15 protein-coding genes are annotated in these 16,876 nt (G+C 42.0%); 1 reads left to right on the top strand and 14 read right to left on the bottom strand.

Annotated features, from left to right (window positions below; genetic code table 11):
• Window positions 1-18: 18 nt before the first annotated feature.
• The 14 genes from J7I90_RS22220 to J7I90_RS22285 all read right to left on the bottom strand — a co-directional run bounded on the left by J7I90_RS22220 (window position 19) and on the right by J7I90_RS22285 (window position 16,431).
• The gene (locus J7I90_RS22220; protein WP_214773778.1) at window positions 19-945 is read right to left on the bottom strand and encodes a LiaF transmembrane domain-containing protein; all 927 of its coding nucleotides are present in this window, start codon (window positions 943-945) and stop codon (window positions 19-21) included.
• Complete coding sequence (locus J7I90_RS22225; RefSeq protein ID WP_214773779.1) at window positions 942-2,012, bottom strand: hypothetical protein; 1,071 nt, start codon at window positions 2,010-2,012, stop codon at window positions 942-944. The genes J7I90_RS22220 and J7I90_RS22225 overlap by 4 nt, the downstream gene beginning before the upstream one ends.
• On the bottom strand, window positions 2,005-2,472 hold the full coding sequence (locus tag J7I90_RS22230) for a hypothetical protein (RefSeq protein ID WP_214773780.1): 468 nt from the start codon (window positions 2,470-2,472) through the stop codon (window positions 2,005-2,007). The genes J7I90_RS22225 and J7I90_RS22230 overlap by 8 nt, the downstream gene beginning before the upstream one ends.
• The gene (locus J7I90_RS22235) at window positions 2,469-3,011 is read right to left on the bottom strand and encodes a sigma-70 family RNA polymerase sigma factor (protein ID WP_311315266.1); all 543 of its coding nucleotides are present in this window, start codon (window positions 3,009-3,011) and stop codon (window positions 2,469-2,471) included. Before J7I90_RS22235 ends, J7I90_RS22230 begins: the two co-directional genes overlap by 4 nt.
• 173 nt (window positions 3,012-3,184) lie before the next feature.
• Entirely contained in the window at window positions 3,185-4,612 is a 1,428-nt protein-coding gene (gene gatB / locus J7I90_RS22240) for an Asp-tRNA(Asn)/Glu-tRNA(Gln) amidotransferase subunit GatB (protein WP_053533587.1), read from the bottom strand.
• A gap of 12 nt (window positions 4,613-4,624) precedes the next feature.
• Window positions 4,625-6,085: an Asp-tRNA(Asn)/Glu-tRNA(Gln) amidotransferase subunit GatA gene (gene gatA, locus J7I90_RS22245; protein WP_034306080.1), complete on the bottom strand. Its 1,461-nt coding sequence runs from the start codon at window positions 6,083-6,085 to the stop codon at window positions 4,625-4,627.
• 12 nt (window positions 6,086-6,097) lie between these two features.
• Window positions 6,098-6,388 carry an Asp-tRNA(Asn)/Glu-tRNA(Gln) amidotransferase subunit GatC gene (gene gatC, locus J7I90_RS22250; protein ID WP_034306082.1) on the bottom strand — a complete coding sequence of 97 codons (291 nt, stop codon included), beginning with the start codon at window positions 6,386-6,388 and terminating at the stop codon, window positions 6,098-6,100.
• Window positions 6,389-6,760: 372 nt separating this feature from the next.
• Entirely contained in the window at window positions 6,761-7,930 is a 1,170-nt protein-coding gene (locus tag J7I90_RS22255) for a CamS family sex pheromone protein (RefSeq protein ID WP_214773782.1), read from the bottom strand.
• Between the two features lie 11 nt (window positions 7,931-7,941).
• Window positions 7,942-9,948, bottom strand: a complete 2,007-nt coding sequence (gene ligA / locus J7I90_RS22260) for an NAD-dependent DNA ligase LigA (RefSeq protein ID WP_214773815.1) — start codon at window positions 9,946-9,948, stop codon at window positions 7,942-7,944.
• Window positions 9,949-10,051: 103 nt separating this feature from the next.
• Window positions 10,052-12,298, bottom strand: coding sequence for a DNA helicase PcrA (gene pcrA, locus J7I90_RS22265; protein ID WP_214773783.1), 2,247 nt, complete (start codon window positions 12,296-12,298; stop codon window positions 10,052-10,054).
• A gap of 61 nt (window positions 12,299-12,359) precedes the next feature.
• Entirely contained in the window at window positions 12,360-13,043 is a 684-nt protein-coding gene (gene pcrB / locus J7I90_RS22270; RefSeq protein ID WP_214773784.1) for a heptaprenylglyceryl phosphate synthase, read from the bottom strand.
• Window positions 13,044-13,263: 220 nt separating this feature from the next.
• Window positions 13,264-13,578, bottom strand: a complete 315-nt coding sequence (locus J7I90_RS22275; RefSeq protein ID WP_214773785.1) for a YerC/YecD family TrpR-related protein — start codon at window positions 13,576-13,578, stop codon at window positions 13,264-13,266.
• Window positions 13,579-13,604: 26 nt separating this feature from the next.
• Complete coding sequence (locus tag J7I90_RS22280) at window positions 13,605-14,642, bottom strand: DUF3048 domain-containing protein (protein WP_214773786.1); 1,038 nt, start codon at window positions 14,640-14,642, stop codon at window positions 13,605-13,607.
• 43 nt (window positions 14,643-14,685) lie between these two features.
• Window positions 14,686-16,431, bottom strand: coding sequence for an adenine deaminase C-terminal domain-containing protein (locus tag J7I90_RS22285; protein WP_214773787.1), 1,746 nt, complete (start codon window positions 16,429-16,431; stop codon window positions 14,686-14,688).
• A 145-nt stretch (window positions 16,432-16,576) separates the two neighbouring features.
• Here J7I90_RS22285 and J7I90_RS22290 point away from each other — a divergent pair, with 145 nt between their 5' ends.
• Window positions 16,577-16,843, top strand: coding sequence for a YgaP-like transmembrane domain (locus J7I90_RS22290; protein ID WP_214773788.1), 267 nt, complete (start codon window positions 16,577-16,579; stop codon window positions 16,841-16,843).
• Window positions 16,844-16,876 lie beyond the last annotated feature (33 nt).

Consider the following 16,876-nt stretch of genomic DNA (forward strand, 5'->3'; position numbering starts at 1 on the left):
TCTAGTAAATGATTTCATTCATGGATATTGAACGTTCACGTTAAATGTATCGGTAACCGTTAAAGTATGTTTCCCATCACCAGTATTGAATATCCCATTCTTTTTTACAATGCCTTCATCACTTGTTCCTTTTTTCACTTCTGTCATCTCCCAGCCGCTCTCGGGCCCTTCAAGTTCCTCGACCCCTCTAGCATCTATCTTGATATCACTATTATCCTGAAGGACTACACTTAGATTTCCGCTGTCCTTCACACTCCAGTCATTCAAGAGCTTTCTAGGCTTCAAGACAAGATCGGTACTTTGACCGTCCATCTCCACTGCCAACTCAGCAGGGATTATAAGGGTTGCCTTAAGATTCCTTATTCCACTATCTAAAAGTCCATTTTGACTCGGTAAATCCTTGAAGCTAATATAAAGAGTATCACCATTTCTTTCAACAAGTAAATAATCTTCCGCACTTTTCAACAATGAATCATCATCTTCCATTACCCGCTCACCATATGTTCCAAAAACAGAAACTTCTCCGTCCTTACCACTTTCAATGGTCAATGGGTATGAACCAGTGTCCAGGACAACTCTCTGTATGCCCTTTCCTGCCTTTTGATTGAAACCAGGCAAATTGACCGTTTTCTCTTCACTATTAATGGCAGCCCTAACTTGATCCAACAATCCGCTGGATGTAAGCAGAATTAAAACTATTCCCGTCGTTCCGAGCAATCCGACGAAAAGAATGCTAAGAATATCATACTTTACAAAAGAACTTTCTTTTCTGGAAAAATAAATATAAAAGAGAATCTCTGCACCCAAGATAATGAACAGCAACGGCCACCATGATAGCAGAATCGTCGTCAAATTCATATCCGCAATTTGAGAAACGAGTAAAACCAAACCCAAACCAACCAGGGAGATTCCCATTGAAATCGTTCCGACTCTCCATGTTCTCATTTTGTATCCTCCTTGACGCTCCCTTTTTTACTTCCCGACAGCAATTTGATTCCCCCGCCTATGAGAAGGATGCATACAAGGCCTTTTTGAAAATAATCTCTAAACCAATACTCCAAGTTGCTTCCAATCCATTCATCCAAATGAGGGGCAATGGCCGGGACGATTATATTACTGGCCAAGAAATAGATTCCAATTCCCATCAACCCCAATCCTAGCCATTTTTGGTGATTGACCATACCCGAAATGATGGGCGTATCTTCTACTGGTCCCTCTTCCATTTTCGATGCTTTTTGCAATCCATCAAAAAAACCATAAAACCAGATAATCGGAATAAGGAAAAAGAAGAAACCCAACCGGAGTAAATCCAGTATGTAAATGGCGAATAAAAAGCCGGCCATCAATTGTATCCCGCGTTTTTGAAGCCCCAAATATAAGTGACCTGCACCAGGGAAAATAGCGAATAAAGTCGCGACCGCTTTACTCTTCTTCCCGGATTCCCGTCTCTCCTCGAAATCTTCCAAAATGGTCCGATCGATAAGCTCCTCACCTCTTTGCTTTTTATTCAGCTGTTGAACAGAATCAAAAAAGCTGTAAATCCAGATAACAGGCAATAGTGCCATGAATATTAACAGGCCTTCCATTTGTGTCATCACACTGATGAATATCACCATGATGCCAAAGCCTAAAAAGCTGATGAGAAAAATGAGCCCACGGTTCATGAGGCCTAGCTGAAAATGCCCTAACCCAGGAACGAATGAAAGGATGATTACATAAAACCTTTCCGCTTCCGGCGGATTTGCCATTCCCTCCACATCCTCTTCACTTTTAGGATTCCTCAGTGAGGTGACCACCAAATCAAATATACTGATGAAATAAAACACCATTCCAATAACGGAAAATGCCAGAAACGCATCCGATTGACTGATCAAAGAAAGGAAAAGACCTCCAAGCCCCAATCCAGCTGTGGCAAGAAAATAAAATAGCCCTTTATATTGCCTTCCTAGGTAAAAATGTCCGAAACCTGGCAGAAAGGATAATAAAAAAGCTAATACCGGACTTTTATTCATTTCTAAACCCCTCCTTATTTTTCTTTTCGATTGTATCCATCCATGTAAATGTTTTATCAATAAGGTCCTCGGTCAAGGACTGCGTTTTCTTATCACTGCTTGATTCCACAGAATCAACGTATTCTGTCAATGATTGAAATACTCCGCCTGCCATTAATAAAATCGTAAATCCAGCCGCAATCAGGTAATGCCTTGTGATTGTCCGAAGTGACTTCTCTTTTCGGTGTTGCAAAGACTCTTCAACAGAGCCGCCTTTCAATCGGCTTATCGAGTCCATGACTGGACCTGCAATATCAAATCCTTCAATGTCCAGACTTGTTTCTTCTTTTTCCATCGCTTCCATATAGACGGACAAACACTTGTCACAGGAGTATAGATGATTTTCATATTCAATTTTTAGAGCCTGTGGTATTTCATCTGCCAAATATGCAACCCATTCTGCCTCTGAAACATGATTCATGAAAAATCCTCCTCTTTCCAATGTTTTCTCATCCAATTTCTTGCCCGGTATAGCTTTACTTCTACAGATTTCACTTGAATCTGCTGTTCATCTGCCATTTGCTTGAATGTCTTTTGCTTTATGTAATAGCCATATACAACGTCCCGATATCCCTCTGGAAGGTCATTCAGCTTCCGTAATACTTGCTTTCGCCTTTCATTCCGAAAAAATACTGCTTCGACATCATCCGTTAAGCCCAAATTAGCTTCCGATGAATGTTCGTCCTGTAATTCTTCCTTTTGGCGTTCCCTCTTTCTCTTTAGATCGATTGCATGATTGACCGCAATTCGGGTAATCCAAGTTTTGAAGCCTTGGTTCTTATATTGGGGAAGTGAAGTGTAGATTTTGATAAAGACTTCCTGGGTAACATCTTCTGCATCCTTTTGATTCCGCAAGACGGAATGGACGGTTCTATAAATCGTCTGTTTATAAGTTTCAATCAACATCCGGAATGCATGATCATTCCCAGCCCTTACCTTCTCAACTAAATCATCGGACACTTCTCTTCCCCCTTTCCTGATAAACATTCATGTAATAGACGACACAAAAAGGAGTTACCCCTACAGATAACTCAAAAAAAATAAAAATTATTTTCCCGCTTACTATTTTTCTAAGTAAACTCTTTCCTTAATCAAGAGAAAACCGTACCACTTTAACAGTGATACGGTCAATATTAACGTTTATTGATTTCTTCCACCAAAATTTTATTAACAAGTTGTGGATTGGCTTGTCCTTTTGTCGCTTTCATAATCTGCCCGACAAGGAAGCCGATTGCCTTTTGTTTACCGGCTTTAAAATCTTCAATGGATTGTGGGTTATTATTCAATGCTTCTTCAACGGCTGCACGCAATGCGCCTTCGTCGGAAATTTGGACTAGTCCCTTCTCCTTGACGATCGTTTCAGCATCCCCGCCGTTTTCAATCAATTCTTTGAAGACCTTTTTAGCGATTTTAGACGAAATCGTGCCATCTTCAATCAGCTTGATCATTCCAGCCAATGATTCAGCAGTCAATTTGACATCATGCAGCTCTTTGCCTTCTGCATTCAAGAAAGCGGAAACCTCACCCATGATCCAGTTAGATGCTAGTTTTGCATCGGCACCTGAAGCAACTGTCGCTTCAAAGAAATCAGCACTTTCTTTCGTTACCGTTAAAACGGCTGCATCATATTCAGGTAAGCCAAATTCTTCGACATAGCGTTTTTTCCGGGCATCCGGAAGTTCCGGAATTTCGGCAGCGATACGAGCTTTCCATTCTTCATCGATATGGATCGTCAATAAGTCCGGTTCCGGGAAATAACGATAATCATCGGAGCCTTCCTTAATTCGCATTAGTACGGTTCTGCCTGTAGCTTCGTCGAACCGGCGAGTTTCCTGTTCGATTATGCCGCCTTCATTCAAGATTTCCGCTTGTCGGATTTCTTCATGCTCCAACCCTTTGCGAACGAAGTTGAATGAATTCAAGTTTTTCAATTCGGTTTTCGTACCGAATTCTTTTTGGCCGACAGGTTTCAAGGAAATGTTAGCATCACAACGAAGTGAGCCTTCTTCCATTTTACAATCGGAAACGCCCGTGTATTGAATGATGGATTTCAGCTTTTCCAAATAAGCATACGCTTCTTCCGGGGAAGTGATATCCGGTTCGGATACGATTTCAACAAGAGGCGTACCTTGTCGGTTATAATCGCAAAGCGAATAGTTCCCTTTATGTGTCAGCTTTCCAGCGTCCTCTTCCATATGAATGCGGGTAATGCCAATTTTCTTTTTCTTGCCGCCCACTTCGATTTCAATCCAACCATGTTCACCGATCGGTTGATCGAACTGTGAAATTTGGTATGCTTTAGGATTGTCCGGATAAAAATAGTTTTTCCGGTCGAATTTCGTAACTTCCGCCACTTCGCAATTCAGGGCAATTGCAGCCTTCATTGCAAAATCAACAGCCTTTTTATTGACGACAGGCAATACACCTGGGTAGCCTAGGTCAATTACAGTCGTGTTACTATTTGGAGCGGCACCAAAATGATTTGGGCTCGCTGAGAAAATTTTAGAATCCGTTTTTAATTCTACGTGTACTTCTAGACCAATCACCGTTTCAAAGTCCATTATTTTCACCCCTTACAGCTTAGGAAATTGTTTATGAAAATCTGTTGCTTGCTCAAATGCGTGAGCCGCGCGGTAAATCGTGCTTTCATCAAAATGCTTCCCAATCATTTGCAGTCCAAGCGGAAGACCATTCGCTGCGAATCCACATGGCACGGATATACCCGGTACGCCAGCAAGATTGACTGGAATCGTCAGGATATCATTCGCATACATCGTTAATGGATCGTCGACTTTTTCACCAATTTTAAATGCAGGCGTAGGTGTAGTCGGCCCAACGATTACATCGTATTTTTCAAAGACATCTTCAAAGTCTTTTTTGATTAATGTACGTACTTTTTGAGCCTTTTTATAATAAGCATCATAATAACCGGAACTTAAGGAGAACGTTCCAAGCATGATACGGCGTTTCACTTCGTCACCGAATCCTTCTGCACGGGTTTGCTTATACATTTCTATAAGAGTTTCTGCATTATCTGTCCGATGCCCGTAACGCACACCGTCAAAACGTGAAAGGTTAGCCGAAGCTTCCGATGAAGATAGCAGGTAATAGGCAGCTAAAGCATATTTGGAATGCGGCAAGGAAACCTCTTCCCATTGAGCTCCAAGACCCTCTAATACTTTTAACGCTTCAAGTACGGAATTACGTGCTTCTTCACCAACGCCTTCACCAAGGTATTCTTTAGGCACAGCTATTTTCAATCCCCTAACATCGCCTGTTAATGAATTCACAAAATTCGGCACGTCAACATTAGCAGAGGTCGAATCCATTGGATCTACTCCTGAGATCGCTTCAAGCAAATAAGCGTTATCTTCAACAGTTCTTGTAACAGGGCCGATTTGGTCCAATGAAGACGCAAACGCTACAAGTCCGAATCGGGAAACCCGTCCATATGTAGGTTTTAAGCCGACGACACCGCAATATGCCGCTGGTTGGCGGATCGATCCACCCGTATCGGAACCTAAAGAAAATAGGACTTCACCGGAAGCGACAGATGCAGCTGAACCACCCGAAGAACCTCCTGGCACATATTCCGTGTTCCAAGGGTTGCGTGTTGCTTGAAATGCGGAGTTCTCATTTGATGAACCCATGGCAAACTCATCCATATTCAATTTCCCGATCGTAACCGTTTCTGCCTTCTGTAGCTTTTGAACAACAGTTGCATCATAGATTGGATCAAAGTTCTCCAAAATTTTGCTCGCGCAAGTCGTACGCAAATTTTTAGTGACAATATTGTCCTTCACTCCGATTGGCATACCAAATAAAGCGCCTTCGTTCTCGCCTTTTACCAATTGATCATCCAATCGTTTTGCTTGATTGCGGGCGTTTTCTTCATCCAGTGTCAAAAATGCCTTCACCTTGTCCTCTACCTGTCCGATTCGCTTATACGATTCGTCCACAAGATCAGTGACACTTATCTCTTTCTTATGTAATCGTTCATGAAGCTCAGAAACCTTTTGTTCGAACAACGACATCATTGTCCCTCCTTATTCAATTATTGATGGTACACGGATATATCCTTCTTTGCTATCCGGTGCATTTTTAACTACTTCTTCTACTGGCAAGCCCGGTTTTGCGACATCTTCGCGCATAACATTCTTCATATCCAAAACGTGAGAAGTCGGGTTTACTTGATCCGTATCAAGCTCATTCAACTGCTCCGCGAATGAAATCATTTGGTCAAGCTGATGCTGAAACTGTTTTGCTTCTTCCTCCGTAATGGCCAAACGGGCCAAATGGGCAACGTGTTTAACTTGTTCCATAGAAATACGTGACATTCTCTTCACCTCCGAAAAAATATCCAAATCGACTGAATTTCGTCGCTTTTCTCCATATAATCATCGTTTAAATCATATCAAACTATTGCACAGTAAAGCAACAAGAGATACAATGTCGAAATTCAATTATTTCTTAAGGAAAAAGAGATATTTTCCGGGAAATATGGGAAAGTTGCCGGAATTTCCGAGGAAATGACAATAAGACTATTAAAATTCGACAAATGCTGCCTTTTTTAAAGAACTTGTTCCCTAAGATGTAAGGGTTTACTATCTTTTATATATCTTTATTCATTGTTAAAGGTTATTTTGACACCCACAAGAAATAGATTCCAGTCAAAAAAAAGGATGAAGCCGCTAAGCTTCATCCTTTTATCATTCGTATATATGAACGGTTGGTTCGTCCTGATTCGCTTCACGGACTATGAGCGCTTCAGGTCCATTTACAGACGTAATAGATACCTGTACGGCAATATAGTTCGGGAAACGTTCCATTATGAGCCCAGCAACATATTGGGTAAAACCTATCGCTTCCGAGTTCCCATAAAATTGAATGGGAATATCGATGTTCAGGCTTTGCAATTGATCATCCATATAGAATGCCCTGCCGATGACTCCGTTAAAGTTAGGGAAGTATTCTTCGACATCTTCCTTAAAGTTCGTGAAAGTATTGACGTCATCACGGTTTTTCTTTTCAGCAGCAGCAGAAGGAAATAGGAAGTACTCTTCGTCCAAGTTCGTCCACTTTCCAATATTGTTAGAGTTTTTATCGATATTTGTATAGGAAATGAAATTCCCAGGGACTACCGAAGACTTTTCATTTTGCTCGAATAAGGCAATCGTAATCGGAACGTTTTTCAGCTTGTCCATTTTACGCAGCCTTTTTAAGACTTCTGCAGCAATTTTTTCCCCTTCTTGCTTTAACTTTTTACTATCTATTTTATTTTCATAGGTGGCACCGAATGCCTCTTTTTGATAGTAATGCACTGAATTCAACGCAAGACCGATTACAACTCCGCCAAGGTTCACTGAATTATCTTTTGTTTTTACCAAGTAATTATGTTCTAAAATATGGGCAAGATAGATCGGATTTTCTTCATTCCGCTTATCAATGTCACCTTTGCCTGGATCAACCGGATTCAAGCCAAGGTTCTCTGAGGCTTTCATTTTCTTTTCTTTCAACTGACTATCGGTATATTTTCTGTTCAGCCAGGAAGATATGGTGGAGCTATCCAGCATTTGCCCCTCTTGAAACAGGTAATCCTCTGGGTCGAATTGGGTTTGCGCCAACCGCATCAATCCATTTTCGAATTCTTCAATGTCGTATCTGGTATTTAAATTGGATACGACCAAACCGCGTGCTTTTGATGGTTCAAACGGTAGGATCGTTTGATAATATTCTTCCGAAATTTTATACTTCGGAATAATTGCCGTTTCTTTTTTGTCTTTGGAGTCTTGAACTACCTCTTGCTTATCCTCGAAACTAGGCGCACATCCAGCAAGAAGCAGTATAAGAATCATCCCCAAAATGGCGTGTTTCCTCATAGCTACACCTCTTATTTATTTAGTTCCTCAATCAGTCTCTCTTCATCCCATACCATGACGCCTAGGCTTTCAGCTTTTTCCAGTTTGGAACCGGCATCTTCACCAGCTACGACCAAATCGGTTTTCTTGCTGACACTTCCAGCAACGTTAGCTCCTAGCGCCTCTAATTTCTCTTTTGCTTCGTTACGTGTTAACTGATGCAGTTTACCCGTTAAAACAACTGTTTTACCGGCAAAAATGGAGTCGATATCTTCTATAGCAACAGCTCTTTGCCCTTTGAAAGTAAGATTCACACCGGCTGCATCCAACTCATTCAATAATGCATGGACTTCTTCCAATTCAAAATAAGCTACGATGGAATCAGCCATCTTATCGCCTATTTCATTGATGGCCGTTAGTTCTTCACGGCTCGCCTTGCTTAAGGCTTCCATCGTTCCGAATTCCCTCGCAAGCGTCTTGGCAGCTTTTGAACCAACATGGCGAATGCCCAGCCCGAATAATAATTTTTCCAACGAGTTGGCTTTCGAAGCTTCGATTGCTTGAAGAAGTTTATTGACGGATTTATCCCCCATCCTTTCCAAAGCAATCAGTTGATCGTATGTAAGCTTATAAATATCAGCCACATCTTGTATGAGTTCTTCTTTAAATAACAAGCTAATCACTTTTTCACCAAGACTGTCTATATTCATTGCTGTACGGGAAACAAAGTGGATCAAGCCTTCCCGTATTTGTGCAGGACACTTCGGGTTGATGCAGCGTAAAGCAACCTCCCCGTCCAGCCGGACAAGTTCACTGCTGCATTCAGGACACTCAGTCGGCATCTGAAACTCGACTTCTTCCCCTGTACGGCGCTCTGCCAGTACATTGACTACCTCCGGAATGATATCACCCGCTTTTTTCACAACCACTTGATCTCCGATTCTGATGTCCTTTTCACGGATTAAGTCTTCGTTATGAAGTGAAGCTCGCTGCACAGTCGTACCTGCTACCCGGACGGGATCCAAAACGGCAGTTGGGGTCAATACACCCGTACGGCCCACATTCAGTTCGATATCCCTTAGGGTTGTAATGACTTCTTCAGCTGGGAATTTATAAGCAATGGCCCATCGAGGGCTTTTTGCAGTAAAACCTAATTCATCCTGCTGTTCAAGGGAATCCACCTTTACGACAATTCCATCAATATCATAGGCTAAGTTTGGACGTTGTTCCGTCCATTCTACTATATAGGCCAGAACTTCCTCTATATTCGAGCATGTTTTTCTTTCCCGATTCGTCTTAAACCCGAGTCGATCCAATAAATCCAGACCCTCGCTATGGGAACGGACCCCCGTTTCCCCTAAATCGGCAATCGCATAAAGGAAAATATCCAAGTTCCGTTTCGCAGCAAGTTTTGGATCAAGCTGCCTTAACGAGCCGGCAGCGGCATTTCGTGGATTTGCAAAGGGTTCCTCACCGCGTTCTTCCTTAGCTTTGTTTAATGCTTCGAAAGATTTTTTTGGCATGAAGGCCTCACCGCGCACTTCTATGGCGACCGGCTCCCGCAACTTCAATGGAATCGACTTGATCGTTTTCAGATTAGCGGTAATATCTTCACCTATCGTTCCATCTCCACGGGTTGCCCCTCTTACGAAATATCCATTCTCATATTGAAGTGTGACGGCAAGTCCGTCAATTTTCAATTCACATACATAGGAAAAATTGTCACCTACAGATTGTCTGACCTTTCTGTCGAAATCCCGTAAGTCACTTTCGTTGAAGGCATTGCCTAAACTAAGCATCGGTGTGGTATGCTCCACCTTTTCAAACATATCCAAAATGGCGCCTCCAACCCGTTGTGTCGGTGAGTCCGCCGTTTGCAGTTCCGGAAATTTCTCCTCATACCCAATAAGTTCACGGAGCAGCCGATCATATTCAGCATCAGGTACTGATGGCTGGTCCATCACATAATATTCATAGCTATATTGGTTCAATAACGTTTGCAGTTCCAGAACTTTCTTCTCTGCAGCTTGTAAGTCCATACGTTCAATCCTTTCTAAAGAAGACTCCACCGCACTTCTTATAGAAGAGCGGTGTCTAAAGTCAGATATCTCTATTCTTTACCAGCAGGAGCATATTAATAGCTTATGCTTTTTCAACTGGTGCAAATTTCGCCAATAGGCGCTTGATGCCGATTGGACTTGGAAAAGCAATATCCAATTCCTTTCCTTCGCCTTCCCCTTTTACGCTCACAACGGTTCCTATACCCCATTTTTTATGGGAGGCACGGTCACCGACAGCCCAGCCAATTTCTTCACCGCCCGTAGCGGATGGTGCAGAAACAGCTTTTCCAAAGGCAGGCACTTTCCTTGTTGAAGCCGTTGAAGGAGACCCGGTTCTCGAAGAACTGAAAGGCGTTTGCCTGGCTCGAGGAGCAGGTTTCGGTTTTAGGTCTTCTAGAAGTTCCTCCGGTATTTCACTGATGAAACGTGAAACGGGATTCATGCTCGTCCGTCCAAACAATGTCCGCATTTGGGCATTGCTTATGAAAAGTTCATTTTCGGCCCTTGTAATTCCCACATAAGCCAGACGGCGTTCTTCTTCCATCTCCTCTTCATCCATAAGCGAACGGCTGTGAGGGAAAACCCCTTCTTCAAGTCCCAATAGAAAGACCACCGGATATTCAAGTCCCTTCGCGGAATGCAATGTCATCAACGTTACCGTATTTGTAGCTTCTTCTTTATTCTCGTCAAGTTGATCTATATCGGCAACCAACGCCAGGTCAGTCAAAAAGCCCACCAATGATTTGTCCTCGCTGTTATCTTCGAATGCTTTCGTAACAGATAAAAACTCATCTATATTTTCAAGCCGGCTTTGTGATTCAATCGTTTTTTCTGCCTGCAGCATCTCACGGTAACCGGTTTTCTTTATGACTTCCTCCACAAGTTCCGTCACGGATAAGTACTCCTGCTGATTTGTATAATTAGTGATCAGCGTATGGAATTCCCTTGCCGCTTTGGTAGCCTTCCCGCTTATCCCTACCATTTCCACAGACTCCAATGCTTTATATATCGAAACATCATATTGATCTGCATAATCTGCCACTTTGTCCATCGAAGTTGCACCAATTCCGCGTTTTGGCACATTGATTACACGGCGAAGGCTAATGTCATCATCAGGGTTCGCAATAAGTCGAAGATAGGCAAGTAAATCCTTAATTTCTTTACGGTCATAGAACTTAGTGCCCCCGACTATTGCATAATTTATATTGGATTTAAGCAGTACTTCCTCCATGACACGTGATTGTGCATTCGTTCTGTAAAGTATGGCTATATCTGAATATTTCCTGCTGCCGTCCTGAACTAATTCATTTATCTTTCCGGCTACGAATTGCGCTTCCCCTTGTTCATTGTCCGCCCGGTAATAGAATATCTTATTGCCATCGGCATTCTCGGTCCAAAGATTTTTCGGCTTACGGTTTTGATTGTTATCGATGACCTTATTCGCCGCTGCAAGGATTTTTTTCGTCGAGCGGTAATTCTGTTCTAGGAAAATCATGTTGGCATTCGGATAATCTTTTTCAAATGAAAGGATATTCGCAATATCCGCACCGCGCCAACGATAGATCGATTGATCGGAATCCCCGACAACACAGAGATTACGGAAACGTGAAGCCAATAGTTTAACAAGCATGTATTGTGCCCTGTTCGTATCTTGGTACTCATCAACATGAATGTATTGAAATTTACGCTGATAATATTCAAGCACCTCAGGTACGAGCTGGAACAATTGAATCGTCATCATGATCAAATCATCGAAATCGAGCGCTGAATTTTTGCGCAGTCGTTTTTGATATTCCGTATAAACATCGGCAGTTACCTTAGTGAAATAATCAGACGCCGTCTTCAGGTACTCTTCCGGCCCGACCAATTCATTTTTCGCTGAACTGATGCTGCCCAAAATGGCACGATAATCGTATTTCTTCGTATCCATATTACGGTCTTTCATGATTTGTTTTATGACCGATTGCTGATCCGTCGTATCCAATATCGAGAAGTTTCTATTAAATCCGATACGGTCGATATCTCTTCGTAGAATACGGACACACATCGAGTGGAAAGTCGATATCCAGATATCTTCGGACGCACCGCCAAGTATGGCACGGATCCTCTCCTTCATCTCACGTGCAGCTTTATTAGTGAACGTGATTGCAAGGATGTTCCAAGGCGCTATTTCCTTCTCGACCATCAAGTAAGCGATTCGGTGAGTCAGCACACGCGTCTTTCCGCTTCCTGCCCCAGCCATGATCAAAAGTGGACCATCTGTTGCTTTCACTGCTTTTTGTTGCTGTTCATTCAACCCTATTAATAATTTTTCCGCTAAATATTGCATTATCACACCACCTATACGAACATTCGTTTCTGTTTTAGTATACTATATTTCTTACATGTTTTCATTTAACTGCCGTAACCGTTGCAAGGGCCACTTTCAAATCTTCATAAACCACATTCCCCACAACGATGACATCCGCAATCTTGGACATCTCTTTGGCCTGTTCAACCGATTTTATCCCACCGCCATAAAATAGTACGGTATCTTCCAAACTCTCTTTGGCCGCTTCCACCATCTGGACATCGCCATAATCACCGCTGTATTCCAAATAAAAGATCGGCAGGTTGAACATCTTTTCTGCCATCATCGCGTATGCACCCACATCATCCATATCCAAATCAGTATTGGCTTTCGTCAATTGGGCCGCCTTGCACTCAGGGTTCAGGATACAGTACCCTTCGACGAAAATTTCATCCCAATTCAAAAGGTATCCGTATTCCTTGACCGCTTGCTGATGCAATTTCATCATCCAATCCGGGTTGGTGCTATTCAGGACACTCGGAATGAAATATAAATCAAACCCCGGGGTCACCGTTTCAACTGAAGAAATTTCCATCACACATGGGACCGTATATCGCCTGACACGTGCCATTAAATGAAGCACATTCTCAAGCGTGATACCATCTGTTCCCCCGACCATGATTGCATCAGTACCGGATTCACAGACTTTCTCAAGGGCCTCATCACTTATTTCTTTATTTGGATCGAGTTTGAAAACATGTTTCCACTCGCGAAAATCGTACATTATAATCCTCCAATCACACTTCCCATTACACCATTATAGCATTAAGATTTTTCATTAAAAAAGAGAAGTATCGATAAAATGTTATTACCAAATGGAACCTTTTAATCTAAAATCCAATATAACATGGATACGGCTGAAAGACAGCCGGCAATGAGCGTGCTCAACACAAAATAAAAAGCCGGGAAATGAATTCCCCAGCTTCTTATTATAATCGAAAGAATTAAGATTCAGTTGTTTCCTCTACGGTATCCTTAATACGGTTCAGAGCCATGGAATAAGCATCATTTCCGTAGTTCAAGCAGCGTTTGACCCTGGAAATCGTAGCCGTGCTTGCACCCGTTTCCGTTTCGATTTTATGATAGGTTTTTCCTTCTTCAAGCATGCGGGCTACTTCAAGACGCTGTGCCAATGATGAAATTTCATTAACTGTGCATAAATCATCAAAAAATCGATAACATTCGTCCAAATCACGCAAGGAAAGGATCGACTTGAACAGCTGATCCGTTTCTTTTCCTCTTAACTTATCAATTTGCATGTTACTCCCCCTCAATTTCATGGGTATCAAAATGAGACGTCTCCTACTAAACCAGGTTCATCCGGAATAATATTGATCCAAGTTTTCCCTGGAATCAACCCTACCTCTTTATCGTTTTTCACTGGTGTAATACGCCCATCCTTACTCACCCATTCTACTTCATTCGCTTTTCCTTTTTGAAGTAAATAACCATTTCCGCCACTTTTCAAGTCGATTTTCCGACGCCCTTTATCGTCGACCACTTGATGAGCAGCCTCAATGATCAATATATTATCCAGTAAAATAGGTTTATTCGATTTATGCTCGACTGTTTGCTCTCCATTCGAATAACGTTTATATTTCTCTTCCGTGGCTTCGTATTCATACTGTACATCATACTCGTCTGATCCGTAGGAAACCTCGGTTTTCAAAGCCGGTTCCCCTTGAAGTCCAGCTGCCTCTTCCTTTGTAAGGAAAGCATAAGGCTCCGGTGCACCATTCAACTCATAACCCTTTTCTTTTGCACCTTTTTCGATATCCTCAAAGGAGGTGTAGGAATTATGCGGTGCTTTTCGATCTGCCGAACGTTGAAACAAAGTACCATCATAATATAATCCGTTCAAGTTATCAATATACCCTTTGTCCAGCATGGTCTTTGCCTCGGGGCTATTCCCATGGCAGACATAGAGGCAATCAAGGCCTTTAGCCAATTCGATATAATAGTCCCTTGCACTCCGAATCGAACCGATTTGGCTTGGCATTTCACTTTGGAAGATAGCTAAAAATCTGGTTATGTCACCTTCTGCGAGCATTTCGTAAACCATATCGGCTTCTGAGAGGCCCGACTGCGGGCGTGCTTCCGGATGATTATTAATCATCACTGCTACAGCCCTTCGCTCGCTGACTGTATCGGTGGCTATACCTGTAAGCGGAAACTCATTGGAAGGTTCATTTTTCTCATCTGTATTTTTGATGACAGCTTGGTCTTTCGGCTTACTGTCATCCAGTGCAGGATCTTCTTTCCTCGAACAGCCTGCCAGCAGTAAAATAGCAATAACGATGAAAAGAACTCTCTTAAAATCCATCTTTCCACTCCTTTGATTTATTAGCCATTTCTTCTCTTATATTTTAACGCATTATAGTGGGAAAGAGTATAGTTTTATTCATTACATCATATACTCCCCGCTGGGTCAGCCTTATATATGGCAGATGGGTTGTCGAAAAGAATGAAAGGGTATACACAGGATCGGCGAAGCGATAACCTCTGTCACGCAGCAAATGTTTCAATTCATTTTCTTCTTCAATCAATTCAGGAACCTCCTTGGCGGACATGACTCCCTGTAATTTCAGAGGAAGTTCATGGATCACCTTGCCTTGTTCCGTCAAAATGATTCCACCGCCGATTTCCTTCAGCCGGTTAAACGCCAAATGCATATCCTTTTTCCTTTTACCGATCAGTATGATATCACCTGTATTTGTATAAGAGCCGGCAAAGCCACACAATTTGTCGGCAAACCCTTTTAATATCGTATTGATGCGCCATTTCCCTTCCCGGTCGATTAGCATGAAAAAGCATTCATCATCCTCAAAGTCCAGTTCTTCATGCCCAACATCATTGGCAAGGGAGTACGGTTTCGTAATTACATTATTAACCAATTCAATCCCGAACGGCATGGAAAATTCAAAATCTTCCTTTAAACTGAGATCCCAATCAAGATCGAGCGGTTTAAAATCGAAATCACTCCATTCGATTTCCTGTTTATCCGGAATGATCTCACCATCCCTTTTCACCCATTTCCCTTTCGCCATTACCGAAACCGGAGCGGGTTCCTTTACATCGGTCAGGAAGTTGATGTTCGCCACCCTCCCTGTGGCAATATTGCCATGAAGGTATTCAATGTTATAATATCGTGCGATGTTGATGGTCGCCATATTGTAGGCATCGATGACCGGAACGCCATGCTCTATCGCTATTTTGATCAAGCAGTCTATGAACCCACCTTCATAAAAGGACGGCGGTGATCCATCTGTCGTATAAAAGAATTTGTCATAATGATCAATGTCCAGTTCATGGATTTCCTGTATCAGCTTTGGTAAATCCGGACGGATCGAAGAATGTCTTAACGATACATAATAGCCCTGCAGCAAGCGTGACATGACTTCATCACCTGTCATAGCCTCATGATCACAATCGGCGCCGAACAAGGTCATTTTTGCTAAAGTCTTCTCTGAAGCACCTGGAAAGTGTCCTTCTATTTTCTTCCTCATTCGCTTGGCTTCCTGAATCCAGTGCAACATCATGTCATCCCCATCGAGAAGCTTCGGCCATCCAGTTAGTTCCCCGCCCTGTAATACGGCATCATGCTCCAGCCATGATTTGACGGCCCCATGGGAAAAGACCATATCTTCATCAATCAATTCCGTTTGTCCGTCAAAACGGCTCCACCAATACATTGTTACAGGAATGTTACGTAATTCTTTCAAAAGAGAAAACGCTTTCTTTTTATCTAACTGCAATAGAAACGGCAAGTTATCATTGATTAATGTCGTTGTGCCAAAATGAGATGCATAACGTGAAAAAGAAAGGGGATTATATAATTGAGAAGGGTGTGAATGCGGCTCAATATAACCCGGGACCAAGTACTGGTTTGTACAGTCGACCATTTCACAGCGGTCTATATTATCAGGAAGCTTATCGCCAACATATATGATGCGATCTTCATATATCCATATATTCGCTTTTACCCATTTTCGTAAAGCCTGATTTAAATAAGTCGTATTTTTTAGCAGAATGTGTGGTGCCCTATTGCCATCCAGCACATCTATATGTTCTCTTAGATGTTTATTTTTCCATCTATAGCGCTGTTCAAGCATAAACATTCCCCCATAAGTTATTAGAAACAGTGTATGAAAAAAACCATTTTCAATCCAATTTTATTTCATAGTAACATACTTGCCCCATTAGAACAGTAATGTTATCCAGATTATTGTTAAATTTTTGTGAAGGGATGGATTTTATATGAAGTTTAAACAAAATATCAGTATAATAAATGCTTTAATGCGAATTACTTGTGGTTTTACATTTCTAACATGGGCTACGGCTAAAATGGTGAAAAAACCATGGAAAAACCAATCTTATATAATCGTGGCCATGCTTTCCGCCATGAAAATAGGTGAAGGAATCCTCCGTTATTGTCCTGTCGTCGATGCGAAGGAAAACGGACAAAACTTGATGACAAAAGGACCAAAACAGGAAAATGAATCGAATCAATCTGATTTATATTAAATCTTATAGAAGAAGCTGACTCCGCTTAGAGTC

Origin of the sequence: Bacillus sp. ISL-57, assembly GCF_018613135.1 — a bacterium.
GTDB lineage: Bacteria > Bacillota > Bacilli > Bacillales > DSM-1321 > Peribacillus > Peribacillus frigoritolerans.